This window comes from Selenomonas sp. oral taxon 149 str. 67H29BP, assembly GCF_000146365.1.
GTDB lineage: Bacteria > Bacillota > Negativicutes > Selenomonadales > Selenomonadaceae > Centipeda > Centipeda felix.
In genome coordinates, this window is sequence record NZ_GL397087.1 from 968971 (window position 1) to 989424 (window position 20454).

The following is a 20454-nucleotide window of genomic DNA, read 5'->3' on the forward strand; positions in this document are numbered from 1 at the left end:
TTTGTGCCCCTTCCACCGCTTGCGCGGTCCCCCTTGCTGACCTGTCCAAGAAGCAAGTCCACAGGACGAAGCTGATTGGGTAACAGGTCGTATGGGAAAACGTCCCAAGAACACGAGCGACAGCGATGTGTGATTGGCTGACGTTGACCGCTCCCCGTGATCACGGGGAAGGCTTTAAGGTATAGTGGCGAGCGCAGCGAGCCGATGAGGGGAGTACAGTAATTCTTTTACTGGGGCTTGATATGCCCCGTCTGATAGGCGCGCAGGAGCGCATGGAGATCGGCGATCTTGCTCTCGATGGCGGCACCGCGATCCGTGTCGCGCACGAGCGAGTGGCGTGCCTGCAGCTCAACCGTCTGGGAGACGGACTCTATATCGCGGTTCTCACGCAGGGCGTCGCGCACACTCGCCACGCGCTGATGCTGCAGGAGGCGCAGCCCGCGTGAGTTGTAGATGAGCGTATAACCCGAGATGCCCGTCTTGGCACGGAACGGCGCGGCAAAGCCGCCGTCGATGATGAGGGCGCGCCCGCTGCCGCGCAGAGGGCTCTCCCCCTTCTGCACCTTGACGGGGACGTGCCCGTTGATGATATGCCCGCGCTTCGGGTCGAGCCCGAACTCCTCCAAAATCTTTTCGCAGACCGCCTCATCGTTCACGAGGCGGAAATACGGATCGGACGGCTCCTTCCACGTACTTTCATCAGAGATGAAGGAACGCTCGAACGTCGTGAAGGAGCGCCCCGACACGGGAGAATTGTAGCCGCACCAGAGGAAGTACATGAAGTCCAGCCCCTCCTGCGTGTGCTCATTCCATCCCTCGCGTGCCTTCTCCTCGCAGAAGTCCATCCACGCGCGCCCGCGATATGCCTGTCCCTTGTACGTGATCGTGCGGAATTCCCCCGACTCCTCCATCGGTACACAGGCGTGAAAGAGCAGATTTCCATTGTAGCACGTATAGATGCTGCCGCGCTCATAGAGATAGTCCACATGGCGCTGGAGAGCCTTGCTCTCGAGGAAATACGAGCGCAGATCGGCGATGATATTCTCCTCATCCTCCGTGAGCGCCCAACAGTCAGCAGGATCGTCAATTGTCGGGAAGTACGCGCTCTCGAGCTCCACACGGCGCCCGCTGCCGAGCGTCACGCAGGAGAGATCGAAGTCGATCTTGTCCAGCAGCAGGCGATCCTCCATCTGAAAGTCGGGATTACGGCGGATCAGCGCCCCCTCGAGCTTGAACATCATCATCGTAACGGCACGCTCTGCCGCCTTGATGGGGTTCTCATCGGGGTAGATGCGCGAGGCAAAGGTCGTGAGCGGACGCAGGCTGATGCCGTAGCCGCGTTCCAATACATCGGTATTGCGATAGCGGAGACTGTTGCGGATGACCGCCGCGATGCAGACTTCGCTGCCGAGTGCCGCGCCCATCCAGAGCACATCGTGGTTGCCCCACTGGATATCGACGGACGGATGCTCCATGAGGAGATCGAGAATGCCGTCAGGACGGTCGCCGCGGTCATAGAAATCACCGACGATGTGGATGCGCTCCACAGAGAGCCGCTTGACCAGTGTGCTGAATGCCTCGATATAGTCTGCCCCGCCGCCGATCTCCACGATGGTCTCAATCAGCTGGCGGTAGTATGAAAGCTGTGCCTCATCGTGCTCGGGACGCGTGCTCAGCAGCTCCACGATGACCGACTCATAGCGTTTCGGGATGTAGTTGCGCATCTTGCTCGCGGGGAATTTCCAGCTCATGAGCTTCGTCAGTTCAAGGAGATTCGCGAGATTCTGCTGATACCAGAGGGCAGAGGTCTTCCCCTCCGCCGTCAGCTGCTCCATCTTCTCGCGCGGGTAGTAGATGAGCGTACAGAACTCCGCGCGCTCCTCCACCGTCATGCGGGTCTCAAAGCAATAGTCCACCTTTTCCTTGATGACGCCCGAGCAGTTGTTGAGAATATGGAAAAAGGAATCGTATGCACCGTGCAGATCGCTCATAAAGTGCTCCGTGCCCTTCGGCAGTATAAGCTGCGACTTCAGGTAGATGATCTTCTCGTAGACAATCTCCTTCGTCGGATATTTCTCCGCCATCAGGCGAAGAACCTTATCCTCCGCTGCTGCCGCTGTCGTCATGCCGGATCCTCCTGTACTCTCATTACGAAATTTATTGTTTCTATACTTTTCTGTTATTTTATCATTAAATTGTATTTACTTCAATTCAATATTCCTTTTTTGCGCAAGAACTCCTCAGCGACCGCACGTGGCTCCCTGCCCTCGCTCTCAACGGCATGGTTCATCGCCGCCATCTCCTCATCCGAAATGCTGCCCTCAAGGGAGAGAAGTACGGTACTCAGCTCGGGATGACGCGTCAGCACATCCTCGCGTACGACGTTGCCGCAGCGATAGGATGGAAAGAAGTGCTGATCGTCCGTGAGGACGATGGCATCTGCCGCAGAGAGCTGTCCGTCGGTCGTAAACACGGTCATCACATCTACCTGCCCATCCGCGAGTGCCGCATATTTCAGCCCGATGTCGAGGTCAACTGTCCGTGCGAAGGAAAGTCCGTATGCCGCACAGAGCGCAGGATAGCCGTCCTCCCGCTCATAGAAATCGTACTCCGCACCAAAGGTCAGGCGCGGTGCCGCACGGTGCAGATCGGAGTAGGTGTGCAGATCGTACTGCTCCGCGACGGCACGGCGCACGACGAGGCCAAAGGTATCATTGAATCCGTACATGCCAACCCAGCGCATACGAAAGGCTTTCTCATAGTCCGCTGTCAGCTGTGAAAATTTCTCCTCGCTGTACTTCGTGTCCTCTTTCAGCACCATATTCCAGCCCGTCCCCGTGTACTCGGGATAAATGTCGAACGCGCCGCTCTCCATCCCCGGCTGGATGTTTGATGTTCCGCCGCCAACGCCCGCCGTAATGCGCGCCTCCAGTCCCGTATCCTGCTCAATGACCATTTTCAGCATCTCCCCCATGATGAGCTGCTCCGTCATGGGCTTCGTCGCGATATGAATGACATCCGCTCTGCCGAAAAATCCATACGTCACACCGCTCGCGGCGATGAGGACAGCTGCCGCCGTGCCCGCATAGGCAATGCGCCTCTTTCCCGTCATCCGCGCGGGACGCTTCAGCCATGCCTCCGCACGTCCCAAGACGGCATCTGCTGAGAGCGCGAGGACGGCGATGAGCAGGCTGCCCGCGATGGTGAGCGCGGGATTGTTCGTCGTAATGCCGCGATAGATCGCAACACCGAGTCCGCCCGCGCCGATGAACGAGGCGATGCCCGCGAGGGCGATCGTCATCGTCGCCATATTGCGGATGCCCGCCATGATGATGGGCATGGCGAGCGGCAGCTGAACGCGCGTCAGCACATAGAAATCCGACCCGCCGAGACTCGCTCCTGCCTCGGAGAGGGACGCGGGGATCTGCGCCAGCCCCGTATGCGTCGCACGTACCATCGGCAGGAGCGCATAGACGGTGAGCGCAATGATCGCCGCCGTATTGCCGATGCCGAAAAACGGGATGAGAAAGCCGAGCATCGAGATCGACGGGATGGTATAGAGGAAGTTGACCACGCCAAGCGTCGGTGCCGCCGCACGCTCATAGCAATAAATGAGAATACCCGCCGTGCCTCCGACGATGATGGCAATGCCGATCGCCGCACCCGAAATCCAAAGGTGCTCGATCATCAGCTGGAAAAAGAACGCACTGCGCTCCGTCATCATCAAAACTACTGCATGTAGCAACGTCATGGTATCCCCCTCCCGTATCGTATTGGAATCACAAATCAAAAAATGTTGATCTTCTCAGCCAAAACGCGGACAAAATAGATGCGCCGCGACAGCATAATGTGTTTTCTTTATACCATATCATTATAGAGAGGACAATGTCCCCTATCTATGATAAATGTTACGGTATGGAATGTCTGTATATCTTCTCCAAACGAACGCATCGTGTTTGTCTCTTCTCCCGTCCTATGATATAATGCCCGTGTAACAATCGTATGGCAGGAGCTGAGTATCCTTGAAAAAATTTCTTTCTTCCACGGTTCATTTTGTCCTCAGCGTTATTGTCGCAGCGGCGGCTGCGGGCTTCTGGTACACGACGGAAAACGTGAGTATCGAGGCGGCATCCGAGATCTTTCTCGGCGTTTTCCTCGCTGCATCGCCGATCCCATGGCTCGTGTCACGCTTGCTGATCGCCCTGCGGATCAAGCGACATCTGCGTGCGGACGGCATTGCATGCAGCCGCATGAGCGCACTCACCGAACTCATGCACGTGGATACCATCGCCTTCAACCGCAACGGAACGCTGACGGAGGGGGATATCTTCATCTCGGCGCTCGTGCCCGAGGGCATGACGCAGAGCTCGCTGCTCGCACTTGCCGCAAGTGCCGAACGCGACGCTCTCCATCCCTATGCTCAGGCACTCTACCACACTGCCGTCGAGCGCGGGCTGCACCTCACGCGGCACTCCGCCGCCCGCGAGGAGGAGAGCTTCGGCGTAGAGGCACTGATCGTGCGTACACCCGTGCGCGTCGGCAAGAAAGAGTGGCTGCAGGAGGAAAACATCGAGATCAGCGCGGCACTCCTGACGCGCGCCGATCAGCTCGCAACGAGCGGACAGTCGCCGCTCTTCGTCAGCTCAAGCAAGTACGCGCGCGGCATCATCGCCGTCCGCGACGATCTGCGCATGGAGGCAAAACGTGCACTGAACGCCCTGCGTCAGCGCGGACTCTCCCTCGTCCTCCTCACGGGCGAGACGAAGCGTCTTGCCAACGCGACGGGCAAGGAACTGCACATCGCCGACGTGCGCTCCGATCTCACGGAGATGGACAAGGCACGCGAGATCCGTCTGCTGCAGTCGCGCGGTGCCATCGTCGCCATGGTGGGCGACCCGATCGCCGATCAGGCCGCTCTGCGCACGGCGGACATCGGCATCGGATGCCCGTCCACCCTCGTAAAGCCGCCCGCCGAAGCAGCGGCGGAGGAAACGGAGACAGATCCTCTGCGTGCCGAGCTGCTAAAGGGGCCGGACGGCACAGCGGCCGCCGCCGAGGTGGTCGAGCCGCTCATCCCCCCCGAGGACGCTGCCTACTTTGAGGCACAGACACGGCGCAATCAGGGCAAGATCGAGAACTATGTCCCCGACATCGCACTGGACAGCGTCGGACTGCCGCGTCTCGTCACCCTGCTCGACGCAGGCGAAGCGGCACGCGTACGCGCTCGCCAGAATACGTGGCTCACCGCACTTTTCATCGCGCTCTGCACACCGACGGCGGCAGGAGTCCTGCCGCTGTTCGATGGCCCGCTTCCCTATCCGTGGGTTGCCGGTGCACTCGCGGCGGTGGTCGGCGTACAGGCAGTCAATGCCCTACGAAAATAATTACGACTAATTCCTAGATAGTTTATTTTATCAATCTAACTTGTATTTCATATAAGCCTATGATATAATGCAGGGAATCGAGGGGCTTTTGTCACACGCCGTGGACAAAAGCCGTTGCTGTTATTATCATAGGTATTATTTTTAGGAGGGATTTGGACATGGAAGCAGTGATGCTGTCGCGATGGCAGTTTGCAATCACTACCATCTATCACTTTCTCTTCGTCCCTGTCACACTCGGTATGGCGATCTTTGTCGCCCTGCTTGAGACGTGCTACGTCAGGACGAAACGGCCGGAGTGGAAGAAGACCTGCCGAAAACTGCTGAACTTCTTCGGTACGCTCTTTCTCATCAACTTCGCGATGGGTGTCGTCACAGGTCTGGTGCAGGAGTTCCAGTTCGGCATGAACTGGTCGGAGTATTCGCGCTTCATGGGCGACATCTTCGGCGCACCGCTCGCACTCGAGGCTCTCACGGCGTTCTTCCTCGAGTCCACCTTCCTCGGCATCTGGATGTTCGGCTGGGACAAGCTCTCGGAGAAGGCACACTGCGCCTGCATCTGGCTGGTCGCACTCGGCAGTAACCTGTCTGCCTTCTGGATTCTCGTCGCGAACTCCTTCATGCAGCATCCCGTCGGCTACGTGCTCGCCAACGGGCGCGCCGAGATGGCGAGCTTCGCGGAGCTCGTAACGAACCATTACATCCTCGGCGAGCAGTCCCACACGCTCTTTGCGGGCATCACGACCGCCGGCTTTGTCGTCATGGCGGTCTCCGCATGGAAGCTGATGCACGACACGGAGTCGCGCTACGCGTTCACGCAGGCGATCAAGGCGGGTGCCATCTACACGCTCGTCGGCGTAGTCGGCGTCATTGCGAGCGGACATTTCCACACGCAGTACCTCGCACAGGCAAACCCGATGAAACTCGCCTCCATGGAGGCCCTCTGGGAGACGGAGGATCCTGCACCGTTTGCCGTTCTCGCCTACCCCAATATGGAAAAGGGGCAGAACGACTTCGAGATCACTATCCCCTATATGTTCACGATCATGGTGCATGATGGCCCCTCGGGTGAGGTGCGCGGCATCAACGATCTCCAGAAAGAGGCTGTGCAGAAGTACGGCGAGGGCGACTACCGTCCGCACGTCACGATGCTCTTCTACTCGTTCCGCGCAATGGTCGGCTCCGGCTTCTTCATGGTGCTCGTCTCGCTCGTCGTGCTCTACCTAACGAAGAAGGAACAGATTCTTTCGGCAAAGAAACTGCTCTACGCCCTGCCGTGGCTGGTCGTCATTCCGTTTATCGCCAATTCCTGCGGCTGGATCGTCGCAGAGATGGGGCGTCAGCCGTGGATCGTGGTTGGACTGCAGAAGACGGCTGATGCGGTCTCACCGAATCTGACCGCTGGGGAGATCTGGTTCACGATGATCGGCTTCACGGTGCTCTACCTGCTGCTGCTCATCACTGCGCTCTATCTCGCCTTCCGCTTCATCCGCCGCACGAAGATCACTCCTGCCATCGAAGGAGGGAAGTAAGAATGGACTACAATATTCTTTGGTTCGTGCTGATCGTCGTCCTCTTCACGGGATTCTTCTTCCTCGAGGGTTTTGACTATGGCGTCGGCACGCTCCTCACACTCATCTCCGACAAGGAGAGCGACCGCTCTCAGCTCATCCGCAGCATCGGCCCTGTCTGGGACGGCAACGAGGTCTGGATGATTACGGCGGGCGGTGCCACGTTTGCGGCTTTCCCGCATGTCTATGCGACGATGTTCAGCACCTTCTACATTGCGCTCTTCCTCATGCTCGCCGCCCTCATCCTGCGCGGCGTTGCCTTTGAGTTTCGCCATCATCGCGAGGATGAAGTATGGCAGCGCCGCTGGTCGTACGCACTTGCCTTCGGCAGCATCGTCCCCGCATTCCTCTGGGGCGTTGCGGTCACGAATCTGATCGCAGGGCTTCCCATCGGTGCGGACAAGGTCTATCAGGGCGGATTCTTTGATCTCCTGACGCCCTACACGATCGTCGGCGGCATCACGTTCGTTCTCGTCTTCGCGTTCCACGGCGCAGCATTCTTGCAGCTGCGCCTGACCAGCACCTATCTGCTCGACCGCGCTCGCACGCTCGGTCTGAAGTTTGGCGTCGCTGCGGCGGTCTTCTATGTGATCTGCATGATCCTCACCTACGTTGAGACCGACCTCTACCAGAGCACCGTCGCCACGGCGGCTCTCTTCCTCTCGGCGCTCTCTTTCGTGCTCGGCATCGGGGCTCTCTACAAGCGCGCCCATAAGGGTGCGTTCATCCTCGGCGCCCTCGCCATCGTCGGCACGACGATCGGCTTCTTCGCCGGACTGTTCCCGCGTCTCATGGTCTCGAGCCTGAACTCCGGCTACAGTCTGACGATCTACAATGCGTCCTCGACGGAGTACACACTCTCCATCATGACCATTGCTGCCGGCATTCTTGTCCCCGTTGTCCTCTGCTATCAGATCTGGACGTACTACATCTTCCGCAAGCGCGTTTCTCCGAACGATTCGGGACATCAGGCATATTAAAGGAAACAATGAAAAAAAGAAAGTCCATCCTGTTTCAAATGCTGCATTCGCAGCGGCGCAGCCTCTCCATCCGCGTTGCGGTCGAACTCCTGCATGGAGGGCTGACCATCCTCGCGGCATGGAATACGGCCGCCATTGTGAACACTGTATTTCTTGGGCACGGCGGACTTGCCGAAACAGCATCAGAGCTTCTGATGCTGTTTTTGTGCATTTTCGCCATGGCGCTCCTGCTCCTGCCAAAGAGCCGCATCGAGGCACAACTCTCCGATGATCTGCGGCTCTACTGCCGGCGTGCCCTCCACAGAGAGCTGCTTGCACATGGACAGAACGGTGCGGGTGTACTGACGCTTACGCTTGAGCGCGTCGATGCGCTCGACCCTTGGTTTCGCACTCTCCTGCCCACCATGATCGCAGGTGTCGTCATCATCCCGCTCGTCCTGCTCGTGACGGCTGTCGTCGATCCGCTGTCGGCGCTGCTCTTTCTGGTCACCCTGCCGATCGCGCCATTTCTCCTCTACCTCATCGGCAAGGCGACGCGCCGTGCCAGTGAGCGTCAATGGGATGAGATGCGTACGCTGACGGACGGATTCGGTGATCTGGTGCGCGCGGCGGCGACGCTTAAAATCTTTCGCCGCGTCGATGCGGAGGGACATCATCTCGCGCAGATGAGCTATGCGTTCTCCGAGGCCTCGCTTGCCGTACTGCGGCTCGCCTTTGTCTCCTCCTTTGCACTGGAACTGATTACCACCCTGTCGATTGCCCTCATCGCGGTCTCCATCGGCCTGCGTCTCATGGACGGCGGCATGACCTTTCACGCGGCATTCTTCGTGCTCATCCTTGCGCCGCAGTTCTATCAGCCGCTGCGTGAGGGCGGCATTGCCTTCCATGCAGCGATGGATGCCGCGACGGCAGAGAAGGCACTTGCCCCCTACCTCGATGCACCGCCCTCTATCACGGGAACGCACGATCAGATTCTCGCCCCTCCCTCCGTACGCACGGAGGCGCTCACCTACCGCTATCCGCTGACCGACGAGGCCGTTCTGACGGATCTCACGCTCTCCTTTCCCGCAGGAAAGTCCACCGTGATCGCAGGCGACAGCGGCAGCGGAAAATCGACGCTGCTCCTCCTCCTAGCGGGGCAGCGCCCTCCTTCGGATGGGATGATTATGCTCGCGGACGGTGCAGGAACAGCACACAGCTATGATCTCGCGCGTCTCACGGAGGAGACACGCACTGCGCTCATCACCTACGTCCCGCAGGAGCCGCATATCTTCGGTGCGAGCCTTGCGGAAAACGTGACGCTGTGGACGCGGGACGCGGCGGATGCCGAAATCACGGCGGCACTGGAGGCGGCGGCACTCGGCGACTTTTTGCGCGCGCTGCCCGATGGACTGCATACGCGCCTCGGCATGGGCGGCCATCCGCTTTCGGCAGGAGAACGTCACCGCCTCGGTCTGGCACGCGCCCTCTTTCAGGATCGCCCCATCGTCCTTCTGGACGAGGTGACGGCGGGGTTGGATGAGGAGACCGAGCGGTGCGTGATCGATGCCCTGACAGTGTTTTCACATCACCGCACGATGATTCTGACGGCGCACCGTCCTGCGCTCATCGCATGGGCAGACCAGGTCGTGACACTGGGAGGTGAGGCATGATGACCACAATGCTCTTTCGGCTGCTCTCCATCGCCGCACCTGCGGCGGCACTCCCCGCCCTCCTCGCGGGATTCCTCGCGGCCGCGGCGGGCATTTCCCTCATTGCCTCTGCGGCGTGGATCATCGCCAGTGCGGCACTCGCGCCGCCTCTCTCAGCACTCGCCCTCGCCATTACCTGCGTGCGGGCGTGCGGCATCGGGCGCGCCGTCTTTCGCTACCTGGAGCGCCTGCTCTCTCACCGTCTCGCCTTCGGCTGCTACGAGACGCTGCAGCAGGCGACCTACCGCCGCTCTGCCGCCGTCATTCCCATGCGAGAGGGCAACGTACGCGAGGGCGAGTTCCTCCACGATCTGCTGACGGGCTGTGAGACCCTGCGCGACTTCTACCTGCGCGCCGTCCCGCCGCCACTGATCGCCCTTGCCTTGGTGCTGCTCGCCTGTGCGGCTCTCCTGCCGCTCAGCATCCCTGCGGCCACAGTCGTATTCCTGCTCTTTCTACTCCACATTGCGCTCCCGCTCCTCCTCCGCGAAACGGAACTGCGCGCGCAAAGTGCCGACTATCGCAGCAGCCTCCTCGATCAGATCGACGGGCGCACCGAGCTGCGCGCCGCCGGCAGTACACAGCATGCTCAGGCAGTGCTGGATGAGGCGGCGGCGACATTTCAGCGCGAGCGAACGGCACGAGGGCGGAAACGCGAGCAGCTCTTCACCCTGCTCGACGTCCTGCGGATCATCGTCTGGATCGCAGCCATCATCCTCCTCATCCCCCGCGTGATCGAAGGGATCCTCACGGGTATCCAGTACGCGGTCTGGGTTCTCGCCCTCGAGGCGGTACTCGCCGAGCTCCGCCCGATCCCCCCCGCCGTTCTCGGCGCACAGGAATCGGCGCGTGCCGCACGACACATTCTCCCATCAGACGGCGAGCACACACAGCCCGCCTCCATCGCACCCCCTTCCGAAAAATCAGCAACCCCACCTCTGATTGAGGCGAAACACCTCGTCTTCGGCTATCATACAGGCATCCCCATTGTGCAGAACCTCAGCCTTACGATCCACCGCGGCGAGCACACGGCCATCATCGGTGAGAGCGGCGCAGGCAAGACGACGCTGGCGAGCCTTCTGCTCCGCCTCTGGGAGCCCGATGCGGGCACGATCTCCTACGATGGTATTCCCCATACGAAGCTCCCTCTCGAAGCGTCGCGCACCTATTTTGGTGCTGCCCTACAGGGCAGCTGGCTCTTCTCTGCCTCCATACGGGACAACTTTCTGCGCCTGCGCGGTGATATCTCTGAGGCAGCAATATGGCACGCACTCGAAACGGCGCAGCTCGCGGACGTCGTTCGGGCTCTGCCCGCAGGGCTCGACGAGCCGCTCGGAATGAACGCCTCCCGTCTTTCGGGGGGACAGCGCAGCCGCCTGCTCACCGCACTTGCACTCGCGGGCGATGCGCCGATCCTGCTCCTCGATGAGCCGACAGCAGGGCTCGATGCTGCCTGCGGTACACGCCTCATCACATCCGTCTTGGCAGATGCCGATGCACGCGGCGCAACGCTCATCGTCATCACACACGATCTGCCCCTTTTGAATCAAATGAAACAGGTGATAAAACTATGACGCCGGAAACATTTCATGAACGCATCCATCTCGTTATCGACCGTCTCGGAAAAAACGCCCCGCCCCACGAGCTCTTTGCCGGCGGTGTGGAGGACTGGCACGCACGGGCGCGGCTCGCCCATTTTCTCGCACAGATGCCGGAGCATCGCGCAGAGGCCATCGAATTCTTTCAAAGTGTTATGGATGCCGAGGTGAACGAGGAACTCGCGCAGGACGTAGAGGAGAAAGTCTACGCCATGCAGGGGCTCTCGGCACTTGAGGCGGAGGAAAAGGAAACACAGGAAGCGGCACTCGAGCACATCAATCTTGCGATTGAATGTGCCGAGGGAACGGATTTTCTCTACAAGTACATCCTGCGCGGTGAACTGTGGGCGGATCGGTGGAACCTCATGCACAAACTCGGCATGACCGAGGACGCCGAGGCGGAGGCCGATGAGCGCATTTCCGCCTTTGAGGGACTGGAGGATGCCGTCCCGCACAACAGCTACCTGTACTACGGCTACCGATTCAAGGCACATCTCGCCGCCGAGCGCGGTGTCGTCCTCATCGCAAAGGACTACATGCACATGGCGATTCACGCGATGGAGATCCCGCCTGCCTACGAGCAGCCACTTGCTGAGGCGTTTGCACAGACACACGAAAACGCCTCATGGATTCTGCGCGAGATCGACCGCACCACTCCCGATCCTGCACAGCTTCACTGGGATATTTAAGGAAGCACTGATAAATTCAGCACCGCTATCTTAGATTGACTGCATCACGCACAGGATCAAATGCCGAACTATTCTAAAGCAGAACACAAGGGGCTATTGCACAAAGATAAATTTACCTTCGTACAATAGCTCCTTCTGTGTTTTTTCACAAAATTAAGGCTGCTGCACATTTGCTTCGTGCAACAACTCCCATCTAATTCAAAGGTTTTATCACTTTTTCTTCCTACAGAGCTTTCCCGTCTGGCAAATGCTGTCAATCAGGGAGCGGCGTCTCGCAATTACGTTCTCTTTGACTTTCAGCAAGGAGTTCAGTGCCTTGACGAAAATCTGTTTGATCTCCTCTTCCGTTAGATGTTTTGTGCTGCATGGCTTGGAGATTATTGCGACTCTCTGCTTTGGTAAAAAAGAAAGCTTTGACCTCCTCTCCTTAGTTATACTCAAACGTTTCGCTTTACATCGTAAACCAAACAAGCTATACTGGTTCCAAAAGAAAGGAGTGTGGTCATCATGTCAACCGTCCCTACTCAAATAAGAATTGACCGGAACATAAAAGAACAGGCTAGCGCATTGTTCTCTGGGCTGGGCCTAGATATGTCCGGTGCCGTTAATATGTTTCTCCATCAGTGTGTCCTTCGTGGAGGCATCCCATTTTCTATCGAAATGCCCCATTATAAACAAAGCACCTTGGCGGCTATGGAAGAAGCAAGAAAAATCTCCCGCAACCCGGATGTTCCTAGCTATGACAACATGGACGACTTGAAGAAGGCATTGGAAGAATGACCTATCACATCAAGTTCACCAACGCTTATAAGAAAAGTTACAAGCGTGCCAAGAAACGCGGCTTGAATCTCAAGCTACTGGATAATGTTGTTGAAGCATTGGGACAGGGGCACAAGCTAGATGCCAAATACCGTGACCATGCACTTCATGGCAATTGGGAGAGATTTCGCGAGTGCCATATTCAACCGGATTGGTTGTTGATATACCTCGTTGAAAACGACGTCCTAACCTTGACCCTAGTCGAAACTGGAACCCATTCAGACATATTCGATGAATAAGTTGTTTGGTCTGCTCCCCAGAGAACAGACAGTAAATCAAAGGGGCTGCTGCACGTTTGTTTCGTGCAACAGCCCCTTTCTTATCACAAAATTTCTAACGCATAAAGGTATAGACGGCGATATTGCTGAAGATCGAGAGTGGCTCTGCCCAGACGCCGATGACGAGGGTAAAGGCGACAGCAATGATGCCCATGGCTCCTGCCGAGAACGGGAGACACAGCGGCGTGTCGATCATCGGCTCATCTGCCTCGACATCGCGGAACATCTCCTTGATGACAAGGAGGTAGTAGTAGACGGACATCATCGACACGACAAAGCCCAGCCCCGCGAGCCAGAGGTAGCCCGCATCAATCGCTGCGGAGAAGATGTAAATCTTGCCGACAAAGCCTGCCGTCGGCGGGATGCCCGCCATCGTCAGGAGCGCAACCATCAGGATGCCCGCCGGAAGCAGAGAGTCATGCGCCAGGCCGCGCACGCTGCGGAAGTCTGCACCGCCGCGCTCCGTCTCCAGATAGGAGACGGTCACGAACGCCCCGACGTTCGCCAAGACGTAGACCATCGCGTAGAAGAGTACTGCCTTGATGCCCGCCGCGTTCGTCGCAACCATCGCCGTCATCATGTATCCCGCCTGCGCAATCGAGGAGTAGGCGAGCATCCGCTTGATGTTCGTCTGACGGAACGCCATGATGTTGCCCCCGACCATGGAGACACACGCAAGCGCCGCCATCAGATGCGTCCAGTACGCCGAGAGTGCAGGGAACGCGACGAAAAGCACGCGCAGGAGGATCGCCACACCCGCCGCCTTGGAGCACATGGCGAGGAGTGCCGTTACAGGCGCAGGTGCGCCCTCATACACATCGGGTGCCCAGAGATGGAATGGAATGATCGAGAGCTTGAAGAAGAAACCCGCGAGGATAAAGACCACTCCGATGAGCCCAAGGGAAAGCACGAGGCCAAGGCCCTGAGCGATGCCCTGGAACACCATCGTCCCCGTCATCCCGTAGACGAGGCTCATGCCGTAGAGGAGCACTGCCGTCGAGCCCGACCCGAACACCAGATACTTGATGCCCGCCTCTGCCGAGAGCGGCGCATCCGTACGGACCGCAACGAGTGTATAGAACGAGATTGTCATGAGCTCCAGCCCGACAAACGCCGTCATGAGATCGTTCGCCGAGGCGAGAGCACACATGCCAAGCAGGGCGGACAGGAGGAGCAGATAGAACTCGCCCCTGTGGCGGATCATCTTCTCCACATAGTCCTCTGCAAAAAGCACGGTGCCGAGAACGCCGACGATAAAGAGAATCTTGAAGAACACGGCATAGCCGTCAACGATGTAGAGCCCCGCAAAGAACGCCATCGCTCCCCCATCCGGCGGATACATCCGCACGGCGAGAACGAGGACGCCGAGGAGTCCGAGCGCGGTCACGCGGGCGAGGGCGCGGCGCGATGTCCCACGTGCCATACAGAGGTCGATCAGGAGCACGGCCGCCATGAGTACGGCGATGCCCAGCTCGATGGAGATCGCGGCAAGATTCATTTCCTGCATCATCACTGCCCACCTCCCAGAATCGTCGGTGCATCCTGAATCATCTCAAGAAGCGGTGCCAACGGCGCAGTCCCCACATCCACCATGCCCATGAGGAGTCCCGGGAATACGCCGAATCCGACGAGGAAAACGCCGAGCACGACGAGCGGAACAACGTCGATCTTCCGCTCATCGGGGTACTTCGCGAAGCGTTCCACCTTTGGGCCGAAGAGCACGCGCGCGAGCATGCGCAGGACGTAGAACGCGGTGAAGATGATGCCGGAGACTGCAATTACCGTAAGGGCCGGATATGCCTCCACCGTCCCCACAAAGATGGTAAACTCCGGCACGAAGCCGATCAGGCCGGGCAGACCGAGCGAGCACAGCCCCGCGAGCATGAAGCCGACCGTGACATGCGGCATATAGTGCGCCAAGCCCCAGAGATCGCCCACACGGCGCAGCTCCGTCTTTTCGTAGACGTAGCCGACCTGCGAGAAGAAGAGTGCGAGCATGATGCCGTGCGCCACCATATAGGCGACGGCGCCGCCGACGCTCACGACATTGAGTGCCGCGAAGCCGAGGAGAACGTAACCCATGTGAGAGATGGAGGAGTAGGCGATCATGTACTTGATGTCGCGCTGCGCGAGTGCGATATAGGACGCGTATATCACATTGATCGTGGCGAGGATCGCAATCAGCGGCGCCCAGAACTTTGCCCCGAGCGGCAGGATAAAGAGTCCGACGCGGATGAGCGCGTAGCCGCCGATCTTTTTCAGCACGCCCGCATTGATCATCGAGATTGCCGTCGGTGCGCCTGCATAGCCGTCGGGCGACCATATATGCATTGGGAACATCGAGAGATGCGAGCCGAAACCGACGAGCAGGAGGAGGAATGCCGTCACCTGCACCTCCCACGAGATATGTCCCGCGAGGGCAGCGGCGGCGAGTGCCTCAAAGTCGAACGTCCGCATCCCGGACTCGTACGCACTCACGTAGAGAAGGAGCACGCCGACGAGCATGAACGCCGAGCCGACGAGGAGGAAAATGGTCATCTTCATCGCCGCGTGTTCCTTCGTCACGCGCTCGGACGAGCCCCAGATCATCACCATCAGATACGCGGGGATGACGACCATCTCACAGAGAACGAGGAAGAAGAAAAGGTCGCGCACGAGGAATGCCCCCGAGACACCCGCGATCACGATAAGCAGAAGGACGAAGTACTCCTTGACCCGCTTCTCCACATGCCATGAGCTGTAAACGGCCGCGAGCCCCACGACGCTCGACAGGAGGAGCATCGGCAGGGAGATCCCATCTACGCCGAGCGAGTAGGCAACGCCGAGATCCGTGATCCACGGCATGTACTCCGTGTACTGCATCCCGCCGAGCACCATATCGTAGTCCGCGTAAACAAAGAGCGTCAGCAGCGTCACAATGATCATCGCCAGTGCCGAAAGCTGACGTATCGTATCGTGCAGACGTCCCGGCAGCAGGGCGAGGATGAGCGCGGCCACGAGCGGTGTGAGGAGAATGACCGAGAGAATCGGAAATGTCATCGCAGAAGACCTCCTCCCAGATACATCAGAACCTGTACCGCCCAGTACAGCGCATAGCACAGGAGAATCACGACGCCCGTGTAGAACACGACGACATACCGCTGTGCCTGCCCGTTGACGTTCTCCGTCAGCACCTCGCTCATCGCCAGACCATAGGCACCGAGCCCATTCATGATGCCGTCGAAAATCTTTTCATCCACCCACTTGAGGATCACCGCCGTGCCGTAGACGAAGCGCTCACGGAAGTAACCATACAGCTCATCCACATAGAACTTGTTGTAGACGACGCGATAGAGGAAGCCGAAGCTCCGCTGCTGCATCGCCGCGCGCAGACGATGGCGTCCATAGATCTGATACGCCGCCGCAAAGGCGAGGAGGGCGAGCACGGTACTCGTCCCCGCCACCGTCCAGTCAATCGCCTCATGATGCGGTGCATCCGCGTAGATCCACATAGAAAACCCGCCGAAGTAGCCCCATAGGCCGCTCACAATGGTAAGCAGCGCGAGCATAATCATCGGCCAGCGCATGAAGGCATCGACCTCATGCGCCTCGTGTTCACTGCGGCTCTCACCGAGGAAGGCGACAATGAGGAGACGCGCCATGTAGAATGCTGTGAGGAAGGAGGTGAACATCGCAATGAGATAGAGCGGCGTACTCGCGTGCATCGCCACGGCGAGGATCTCATCCTTTGAGAAGAAGCCCGAGAACGGTGGGATACCGGAGATCGCAAGGACACCGATCAGCATCGTCACGAAGGTGAGCGGCATCTTTTTCCAGAGCCCGCCCATCTTGGTGATGTCCGTCTCATCGTGGAGTGCATGCATCACCGCGCCCGCGCAGAGGAAGAGCATCGCCTTGAAGAAGGCGTGCGTCATGAGATGGAACATCGAGGCGGAGAACGCGCCAATCCCGACCGCGAGCATCATGTAGCCGAGCTGACTGATGGTCGAGTAGGCAAGCACCGCCTTGAACCGCCGCTGCGTCACGGCGATAACCGCCGCAAAGAGCGCCGTAAACGCTCCGAGCCCTGCGATGAAGTCCATCACGAGCGGACACTCACTGAAGATGAAAAAGGCACGCGCAACGAGGAAGACACCTGCCGCGACCATCGTCGCCGCATGGATGAGCGCCGAGGTCGGCGTCGGGCCTTCCATCGCATCGAGCAGCCAGACGTGGAGCGGGAACTGTCCGGACTTTCCGATCGGCCCCATGAAGAGCAGCAGACCGATCACCGTCAAGTAGCCCGTCCCCGCGACGAGGACATACGCGGGCATCATGAGCCGCAGCTCGATGAAGTCCATCGTCCCGAACGCAACCTGCACGAGCAGGATGCCGACCAGCATTCCAAAGTCGCCGATGCGCGTCGTGATAAACGCCTTCTTCGCCGCCTCGCGCGCCGAGACCTTATCGTAGTAGAATCCGATCAGGAGGTAGGAGCAGAGCCCGACGCCCTCCCAGAACACATAGAGCTGGAGAAAGTTGACCGAGACGACCAGCCCGAGCATCGCGGCCGAAAACAGCGAGATGAACGCAAAGAAGCGCCCCATCCCCTCATCGTGCTCCATATAGCTGACAGAGTAGATGTAGACGAGCAGCGAGACCAGCGTCACGATGACGAGCATGAGTGCCGTCAGCGGGTCGATCAGGACGCCCATCGACAGCTCCACCGCACCGATGTGCGCCCAGACCGTCTTCATCACGTAGGGATCGCCCATCGTGATCTGATAGTTTACCGCGGCGAGTGCAACAAAGACGGAGAACGCAAAGGCCAGAGCCATCATCACAATCGCAATCGTCGCCGAGAGGTTCTTCTCCCGCCGCGTAAAGGGTGCAATAATGAGGAACGCAAGCGCAGGGAACAGGGGAATCAGATAGGCATGCGTCAGAGCAAAGGTAAACATAGCACTCCCCTCCCCTAGTCTTTCAGCGTATCCAGCTCATCGACATTCGTCGTGAACCGAATCTGATACAGGCGGAATGCGAGAGCCAGCCCGACGGCGATCTCGGATGCAGCGACCGCAATCGAGAAGAGTGCCATCAGCTGCCCCTCCGCGTTGTGCGCGTAAAAGCGGTCAAAGGCAACGAGATTGATGTTGACCGCATTGAGCATCAGCTCCACGCACATGAGAATCGGGATGATGCCGCGCCGCGTGAGGAGCCCATAGAGCCCAATGCAGAACAGCAGTGCAGACAAAAAGAGCAGATCAGGAATACCGATCATGCCGCATCCCCTCCTCTCGCCAAGAGCAGTGCGCCGACCATCGCCGCGAGGAGCAGTACCGCCGTCACTTCAAACGGCACGAGATACGTGCCGAGCATCAGCTGGGCGATCTCGTCTGCCCCCGTCGATGCAGCAAATTCGCCCGCAGGAAGCGGAGCAAGGACAATGCCGCATCCGATGAGGAAGAAGATACTGCCTGCCAGCAGCCCCGTTACGACGCGGCGAAAGAGCTTCTGCGAGGGATTGGACTGCGCCATCGAGTCCCGCCGCGTCAGCATGATCGCCATGACGATGAGGACAGCGACTGCGCCGCTGTAGACCATGAGCTGCACCGCACCGAGGAACTCCGCACCGATGTAGAAATAGATCGCCGCCACACCGATGAATGAGAGCACGAGAAAGAGTGCACTGTGCACGACATTCGGCGAGAGAACGACGCCGAGCGCGCCGATGATCGTCACGGCAGCGAGAAAGTAAAAGATAAAGCTCATGTCGCCCCTCCTTCCGTCGTCTGCGCATCCTTTGCGGCAGCGTTTTCCGTGGCGGACGTGTCCACCGCAGCTTTTTCTCCGTCGGGTTTTTCCTCAGCGGCTTTTTCCTTTGCGGCAGCCTCCGCTTCGGCTTTCGCCTTTGCCTCTGCCTCCGCCTTTGCCTTGGCAGCGGCTTCTTTCTTCGCCTTTTCCTCTGCCGCCTCGACCTCTGCCTGTGCGAGGAACTCCGCGAGATCAGCACGGTCCTCGTCCGTCATGGCATCGTGCGTCATCGTCTCCTTGCTCCACGAGGCGATGGCGTAGTCCTTATCCCAGACAAGCGTATTGACCGGACACGCCTCCACACAGAGATTGCAGTAAAGACAGCGCCCCGAGTGATGAATGTAGGACTTCATGTGGCGCTTCTTCTTCGCATCGGGGACAATTGTCAGATCAAGCGCCTTGTTCGGGCACGCATTTGCGCACATCGAGCAGCCGATGCAGACGCGCCAGTCCATCGCGAGATTGCCGCCGCGAAAATTATCCGTCATGGGCAGCTTCTCCTCAGGGTAGCAGACCGTCTCCTTCTTGCCCCAGAGATGCTTCCATGTGACACTCATGCCGGTCAAAAGGCCTTTTCCAAACATGTGCGTCCCCCCTTAAACGATACCGAACCAGAACATCAGTGCCCCCGTCAGAACAACGTTCAGAATCGAGAGCGGGACGAGCACCTTCCAGCCGAACGTCAGGATCTGATCTACGCGCGTGCGCGGGAACGTCCAGCGGAACCACATGATGAGCAGCACCATGAGCACCGCCTTGAAGCCGAACCAGACGAATCCCGGCAGGAACGACGGCCCGCTGTAGCCGCCGAGGAAAAACGTCGTCGCGAGGATCGCCGCCGTCAGGAGGTTCGCGTACTCTGCGAGGAAGAACAGCGCCCAGCGCATTCCCGAGTACTCCGTAAACGGTCCTGCGATAATCTCTGACTCGCCCTCCACGAGGTCAAACGGCGTACGGTTCGTCTCGGCGACCGCTGCGATCAGGAAGATGATAAACGCGAGCGGCTGCATGAAGATAAACCAGTAGTTCTGCGCCTGCATCTGGACGATATCGTCGAGGCGCAGTGAGCCCGTCAGCATGATGATGCCAAGCAGGGAGAAGAGGAGCGGCGCCTCATAGCTGAGCATCTGCCCGACGGTGCGCATGCCGCCGATAAACGAATACTTATTGTTCGATGCATAGCCGCCCATGAGGAATGGCAGCACTGCCTGCCCCGAGATGGCAAAGAGGAGGAACACACCGACGTTGACATCGGCGAGTACCGCCCCCGCATCGAACGGGAAAAGCGCGTAGACGAGCGCTGCGGGGACAAAGAGCAGCGCGGGCGAGAGTGCCCAGACCACCTTGTCCGCACCGGCGGGCATAATGTCCTCCTTGCTCATCAGCTTCAGCATATCCGCAACGGGCTGCAGCAGACCGAATCTTCCGCCCACGCGGTTCGGCCCGATGCGCACTTGGATGAACGCGCAGATCTTGCGCTCCGTGTAGGTAAAGACAATCGCCGCCATCGAGATGATACCGAGCAGGATGGCAATACCGACGAAGGTCATCACAAGATCCACTACGAACGGAATCGGGATCAGGCGGTAGATGAGTCCGTCCAGCCCCACCGCAGTCGCAGAAAGAAAAGAGCTCTCCATCATTCGTCTCCTTT

Annotated in this window: 17 protein-coding genes and 1 pseudogene; 8 read left to right on the forward strand and 10 right to left on the reverse strand. The window is 58.8% G+C overall.

All coding sequences use genetic code 11. The features are described from left to right. Positions 1-227: 227 nt before the first annotated feature. Positions 228-2126, reverse strand: coding sequence for a fructose-1,6-bisphosphatase (locus tag HMPREF9166_RS04615; RefSeq protein WP_009442897.1), 1899 nt, complete (start codon positions 2124-2126; stop codon positions 228-230). 80 nt (positions 2127-2206) lie between these two features. Then, the gene (locus tag HMPREF9166_RS04620) at positions 2207-3751 is read right to left on the reverse strand and encodes a glycine betaine ABC transporter substrate-binding protein (RefSeq protein WP_009442898.1); all 1545 of its coding nucleotides are present in this window, start codon (positions 3749-3751) and stop codon (positions 2207-2209) included. Positions 3752-4022: 271 nt separating this feature from the next. Here HMPREF9166_RS04620 and HMPREF9166_RS04625 point away from each other — a divergent pair, with 271 nt between their 5' ends. From HMPREF9166_RS04625 to HMPREF9166_RS04650, 6 genes are all read left to right on the forward strand, one after another. Then, a complete protein-coding gene (locus HMPREF9166_RS04625; RefSeq protein WP_009442899.1) occupies positions 4023-5384 on the forward strand; it encodes an HAD-IC family P-type ATPase in 1362 nt (453 codons plus the stop codon). A 158-nt stretch (positions 5385-5542) separates the two neighbouring features. Further along, positions 5543-6913, forward strand: a complete 1371-nt coding sequence (locus HMPREF9166_RS04630; protein WP_009442900.1) for a cytochrome ubiquinol oxidase subunit I — start codon at positions 5543-5545, stop codon at positions 6911-6913. A gap of 2 nt (positions 6914-6915) precedes the next feature. Beyond that, positions 6916-7932: a cytochrome d ubiquinol oxidase subunit II gene (cydB, locus tag HMPREF9166_RS04635; RefSeq protein ID WP_009442901.1), complete on the forward strand. Its 1017-nt coding sequence runs from the start codon at positions 6916-6918 to the stop codon at positions 7930-7932. Positions 7933-7940: 8 nt separating this feature from the next. Further along, a complete protein-coding gene (cydD, locus tag HMPREF9166_RS04640; RefSeq protein ID WP_009442902.1) occupies positions 7941-9584 on the forward strand; it encodes a thiol reductant ABC exporter subunit CydD in 1644 nt (547 codons plus the stop codon). Next, complete coding sequence (locus tag HMPREF9166_RS04645) at positions 9584-11197, forward strand: amino acid ABC transporter ATP-binding/permease protein (protein ID WP_371137027.1); 1614 nt, start codon at positions 9584-9586, stop codon at positions 11195-11197. The genes cydD and HMPREF9166_RS04645 overlap by 1 nt, the downstream gene beginning before the upstream one ends. Then, positions 11194-11910, forward strand: coding sequence for a hypothetical protein (locus HMPREF9166_RS04650; protein ID WP_009442904.1), 717 nt, complete (start codon positions 11194-11196; stop codon positions 11908-11910). The genes HMPREF9166_RS04645 and HMPREF9166_RS04650 overlap by 4 nt, the downstream gene beginning before the upstream one ends. Before the next feature lie 228 nt (positions 11911-12138). Here HMPREF9166_RS04650 and HMPREF9166_RS12895 read toward each other — a convergent pair. Continuing rightward, positions 12139-12282, reverse strand: a pseudogene (locus tag HMPREF9166_RS12895) (recombinase); the annotation flags it as partial. Between the two features lie 135 nt (positions 12283-12417). Between HMPREF9166_RS12895 and HMPREF9166_RS04655 the strand changes: the two are divergent. Together HMPREF9166_RS04655 and HMPREF9166_RS04660 are read left to right on the forward strand one after the other, a co-directional pair. After that, positions 12418-12690 carry a type II toxin-antitoxin system RelB/DinJ family antitoxin gene (locus HMPREF9166_RS04655; protein ID WP_009442906.1) on the forward strand — a complete coding sequence of 91 codons (273 nt, stop codon included), beginning with the start codon at positions 12418-12420 and terminating at the stop codon, positions 12688-12690. Further along, on the forward strand, positions 12687-12968 hold the full coding sequence (locus HMPREF9166_RS04660) for a type II toxin-antitoxin system mRNA interferase toxin, RelE/StbE family (RefSeq protein WP_009442907.1): 282 nt from the start codon (positions 12687-12689) through the stop codon (positions 12966-12968). The genes HMPREF9166_RS04655 and HMPREF9166_RS04660 overlap by 4 nt, the downstream gene beginning before the upstream one ends. Positions 12969-13062: 94 nt before the next feature. Here the strand turns inward: HMPREF9166_RS04660 and HMPREF9166_RS04665 are convergent, their stop codons facing one another. The 7 genes from HMPREF9166_RS04665 to nuoH are packed head-to-tail and all read right to left on the reverse strand — an operon-like array spanning position 13063 to position 20443. After that, positions 13063-14517 (reverse strand): NADH-quinone oxidoreductase subunit N, encoded by a 1455-nt coding sequence (locus tag HMPREF9166_RS04665; protein WP_009442908.1) that lies wholly within the window; start codon positions 14515-14517, stop codon positions 13063-13065. Then, positions 14517-16046 carry a NuoM family protein gene (locus HMPREF9166_RS04670; RefSeq protein WP_009442909.1) on the reverse strand — a complete coding sequence of 510 codons (1530 nt, stop codon included), beginning with the start codon at positions 16044-16046 and terminating at the stop codon, positions 14517-14519. Before HMPREF9166_RS04670 ends, HMPREF9166_RS04665 begins: the two co-directional genes overlap by 1 nt. Next, positions 16043-17947, reverse strand: coding sequence for an NADH-quinone oxidoreductase subunit L (gene nuoL, locus HMPREF9166_RS04675; RefSeq protein ID WP_009442910.1), 1905 nt, complete (start codon positions 17945-17947; stop codon positions 16043-16045). Before nuoL ends, HMPREF9166_RS04670 begins: the two co-directional genes overlap by 4 nt. Positions 17948-17961: 14 nt before the next feature. Beyond that, positions 17962-18267, reverse strand: coding sequence for an NADH-quinone oxidoreductase subunit NuoK (nuoK, locus tag HMPREF9166_RS04680; protein ID WP_009442911.1), 306 nt, complete (start codon positions 18265-18267; stop codon positions 17962-17964). Then, the gene (locus HMPREF9166_RS04685) at positions 18264-18758 is read right to left on the reverse strand and encodes an NADH-quinone oxidoreductase subunit J (RefSeq protein ID WP_006689897.1); all 495 of its coding nucleotides are present in this window, start codon (positions 18756-18758) and stop codon (positions 18264-18266) included. The genes nuoK and HMPREF9166_RS04685 overlap by 4 nt, the downstream gene beginning before the upstream one ends. Further along, complete coding sequence (locus HMPREF9166_RS04690; protein WP_009442912.1) at positions 18755-19384, reverse strand: 4Fe-4S dicluster domain-containing protein; 630 nt, start codon at positions 19382-19384, stop codon at positions 18755-18757. The genes HMPREF9166_RS04685 and HMPREF9166_RS04690 overlap by 4 nt, the downstream gene beginning before the upstream one ends. A gap of 12 nt (positions 19385-19396) precedes the next feature. Continuing rightward, complete coding sequence (gene nuoH / locus HMPREF9166_RS04695) at positions 19397-20443, reverse strand: NADH-quinone oxidoreductase subunit NuoH (protein WP_009442913.1); 1047 nt, start codon at positions 20441-20443, stop codon at positions 19397-19399. Positions 20444-20454: the final 11 nt, after the last annotated feature.

Bases quoted from the DNA above. Each gene is read 5' to 3' on its own strand.
- HMPREF9166_RS04615 (WP_009442897.1), bottom strand. From the start codon at position 2,126: ATGACGACAGCGGCAGCAGCGGAGGATAAGGTTCTTCGCCTGATGGCG.
- HMPREF9166_RS04620 (WP_009442898.1), bottom strand. From the start codon at position 3,751: ATGACGTTGCTACATGCAGTAGTTTTGATGATGACGGAGCGCAGTGCG.
- HMPREF9166_RS04630 (WP_009442900.1), top strand. From the start codon at position 5,543: ATGGAAGCAGTGATGCTGTCGCGATGGCAGTTTGCAATCACTACCATC.
- cydB (WP_009442901.1), top strand. From the start codon at position 6,916: ATGGACTACAATATTCTTTGGTTCGTGCTGATCGTCGTCCTCTTCACG.
- cydD (WP_009442902.1), top strand. From the start codon at position 7,941: ATGAAAAAAAGAAAGTCCATCCTGTTTCAAATGCTGCATTCGCAGCGG.
- HMPREF9166_RS04645 (WP_371137027.1), top strand. From the start codon at position 9,584: ATGACCACAATGCTCTTTCGGCTGCTCTCCATCGCCGCACCTGCGGCG.
- HMPREF9166_RS04650 (WP_009442904.1), top strand. From the start codon at position 11,194: ATGACGCCGGAAACATTTCATGAACGCATCCATCTCGTTATCGACCGT.
- HMPREF9166_RS04655 (WP_009442906.1), top strand. From the start codon at position 12,418: ATGTCAACCGTCCCTACTCAAATAAGAATTGACCGGAACATAAAAGAA.
- HMPREF9166_RS04660 (WP_009442907.1), top strand. From the start codon at position 12,687: ATGACCTATCACATCAAGTTCACCAACGCTTATAAGAAAAGTTACAAG.
- HMPREF9166_RS04665 (WP_009442908.1), bottom strand. From the start codon at position 14,517: ATGATGCAGGAAATGAATCTTGCCGCGATCTCCATCGAGCTGGGCATC.
- HMPREF9166_RS04670 (WP_009442909.1), bottom strand. From the start codon at position 16,046: ATGACATTTCCGATTCTCTCGGTCATTCTCCTCACACCGCTCGTGGCC.
- nuoL (WP_009442910.1), bottom strand. From the start codon at position 17,947: ATGTTTACCTTTGCTCTGACGCATGCCTATCTGATTCCCCTGTTCCCT.
- nuoK (WP_009442911.1), bottom strand. From the start codon at position 18,267: ATGATCGGTATTCCTGATCTGCTCTTTTTGTCTGCACTGCTGTTCTGC.
- HMPREF9166_RS04685 (WP_006689897.1), bottom strand. From the start codon at position 18,758: ATGAGCTTTATCTTTTACTTTCTCGCTGCCGTGACGATCATCGGCGCG.
- HMPREF9166_RS04690 (WP_009442912.1), bottom strand. From the start codon at position 19,384: ATGTTTGGAAAAGGCCTTTTGACCGGCATGAGTGTCACATGGAAGCAT.
- nuoH (WP_009442913.1), bottom strand. From the start codon at position 20,443: ATGATGGAGAGCTCTTTTCTTTCTGCGACTGCGGTGGGGCTGGACGGA.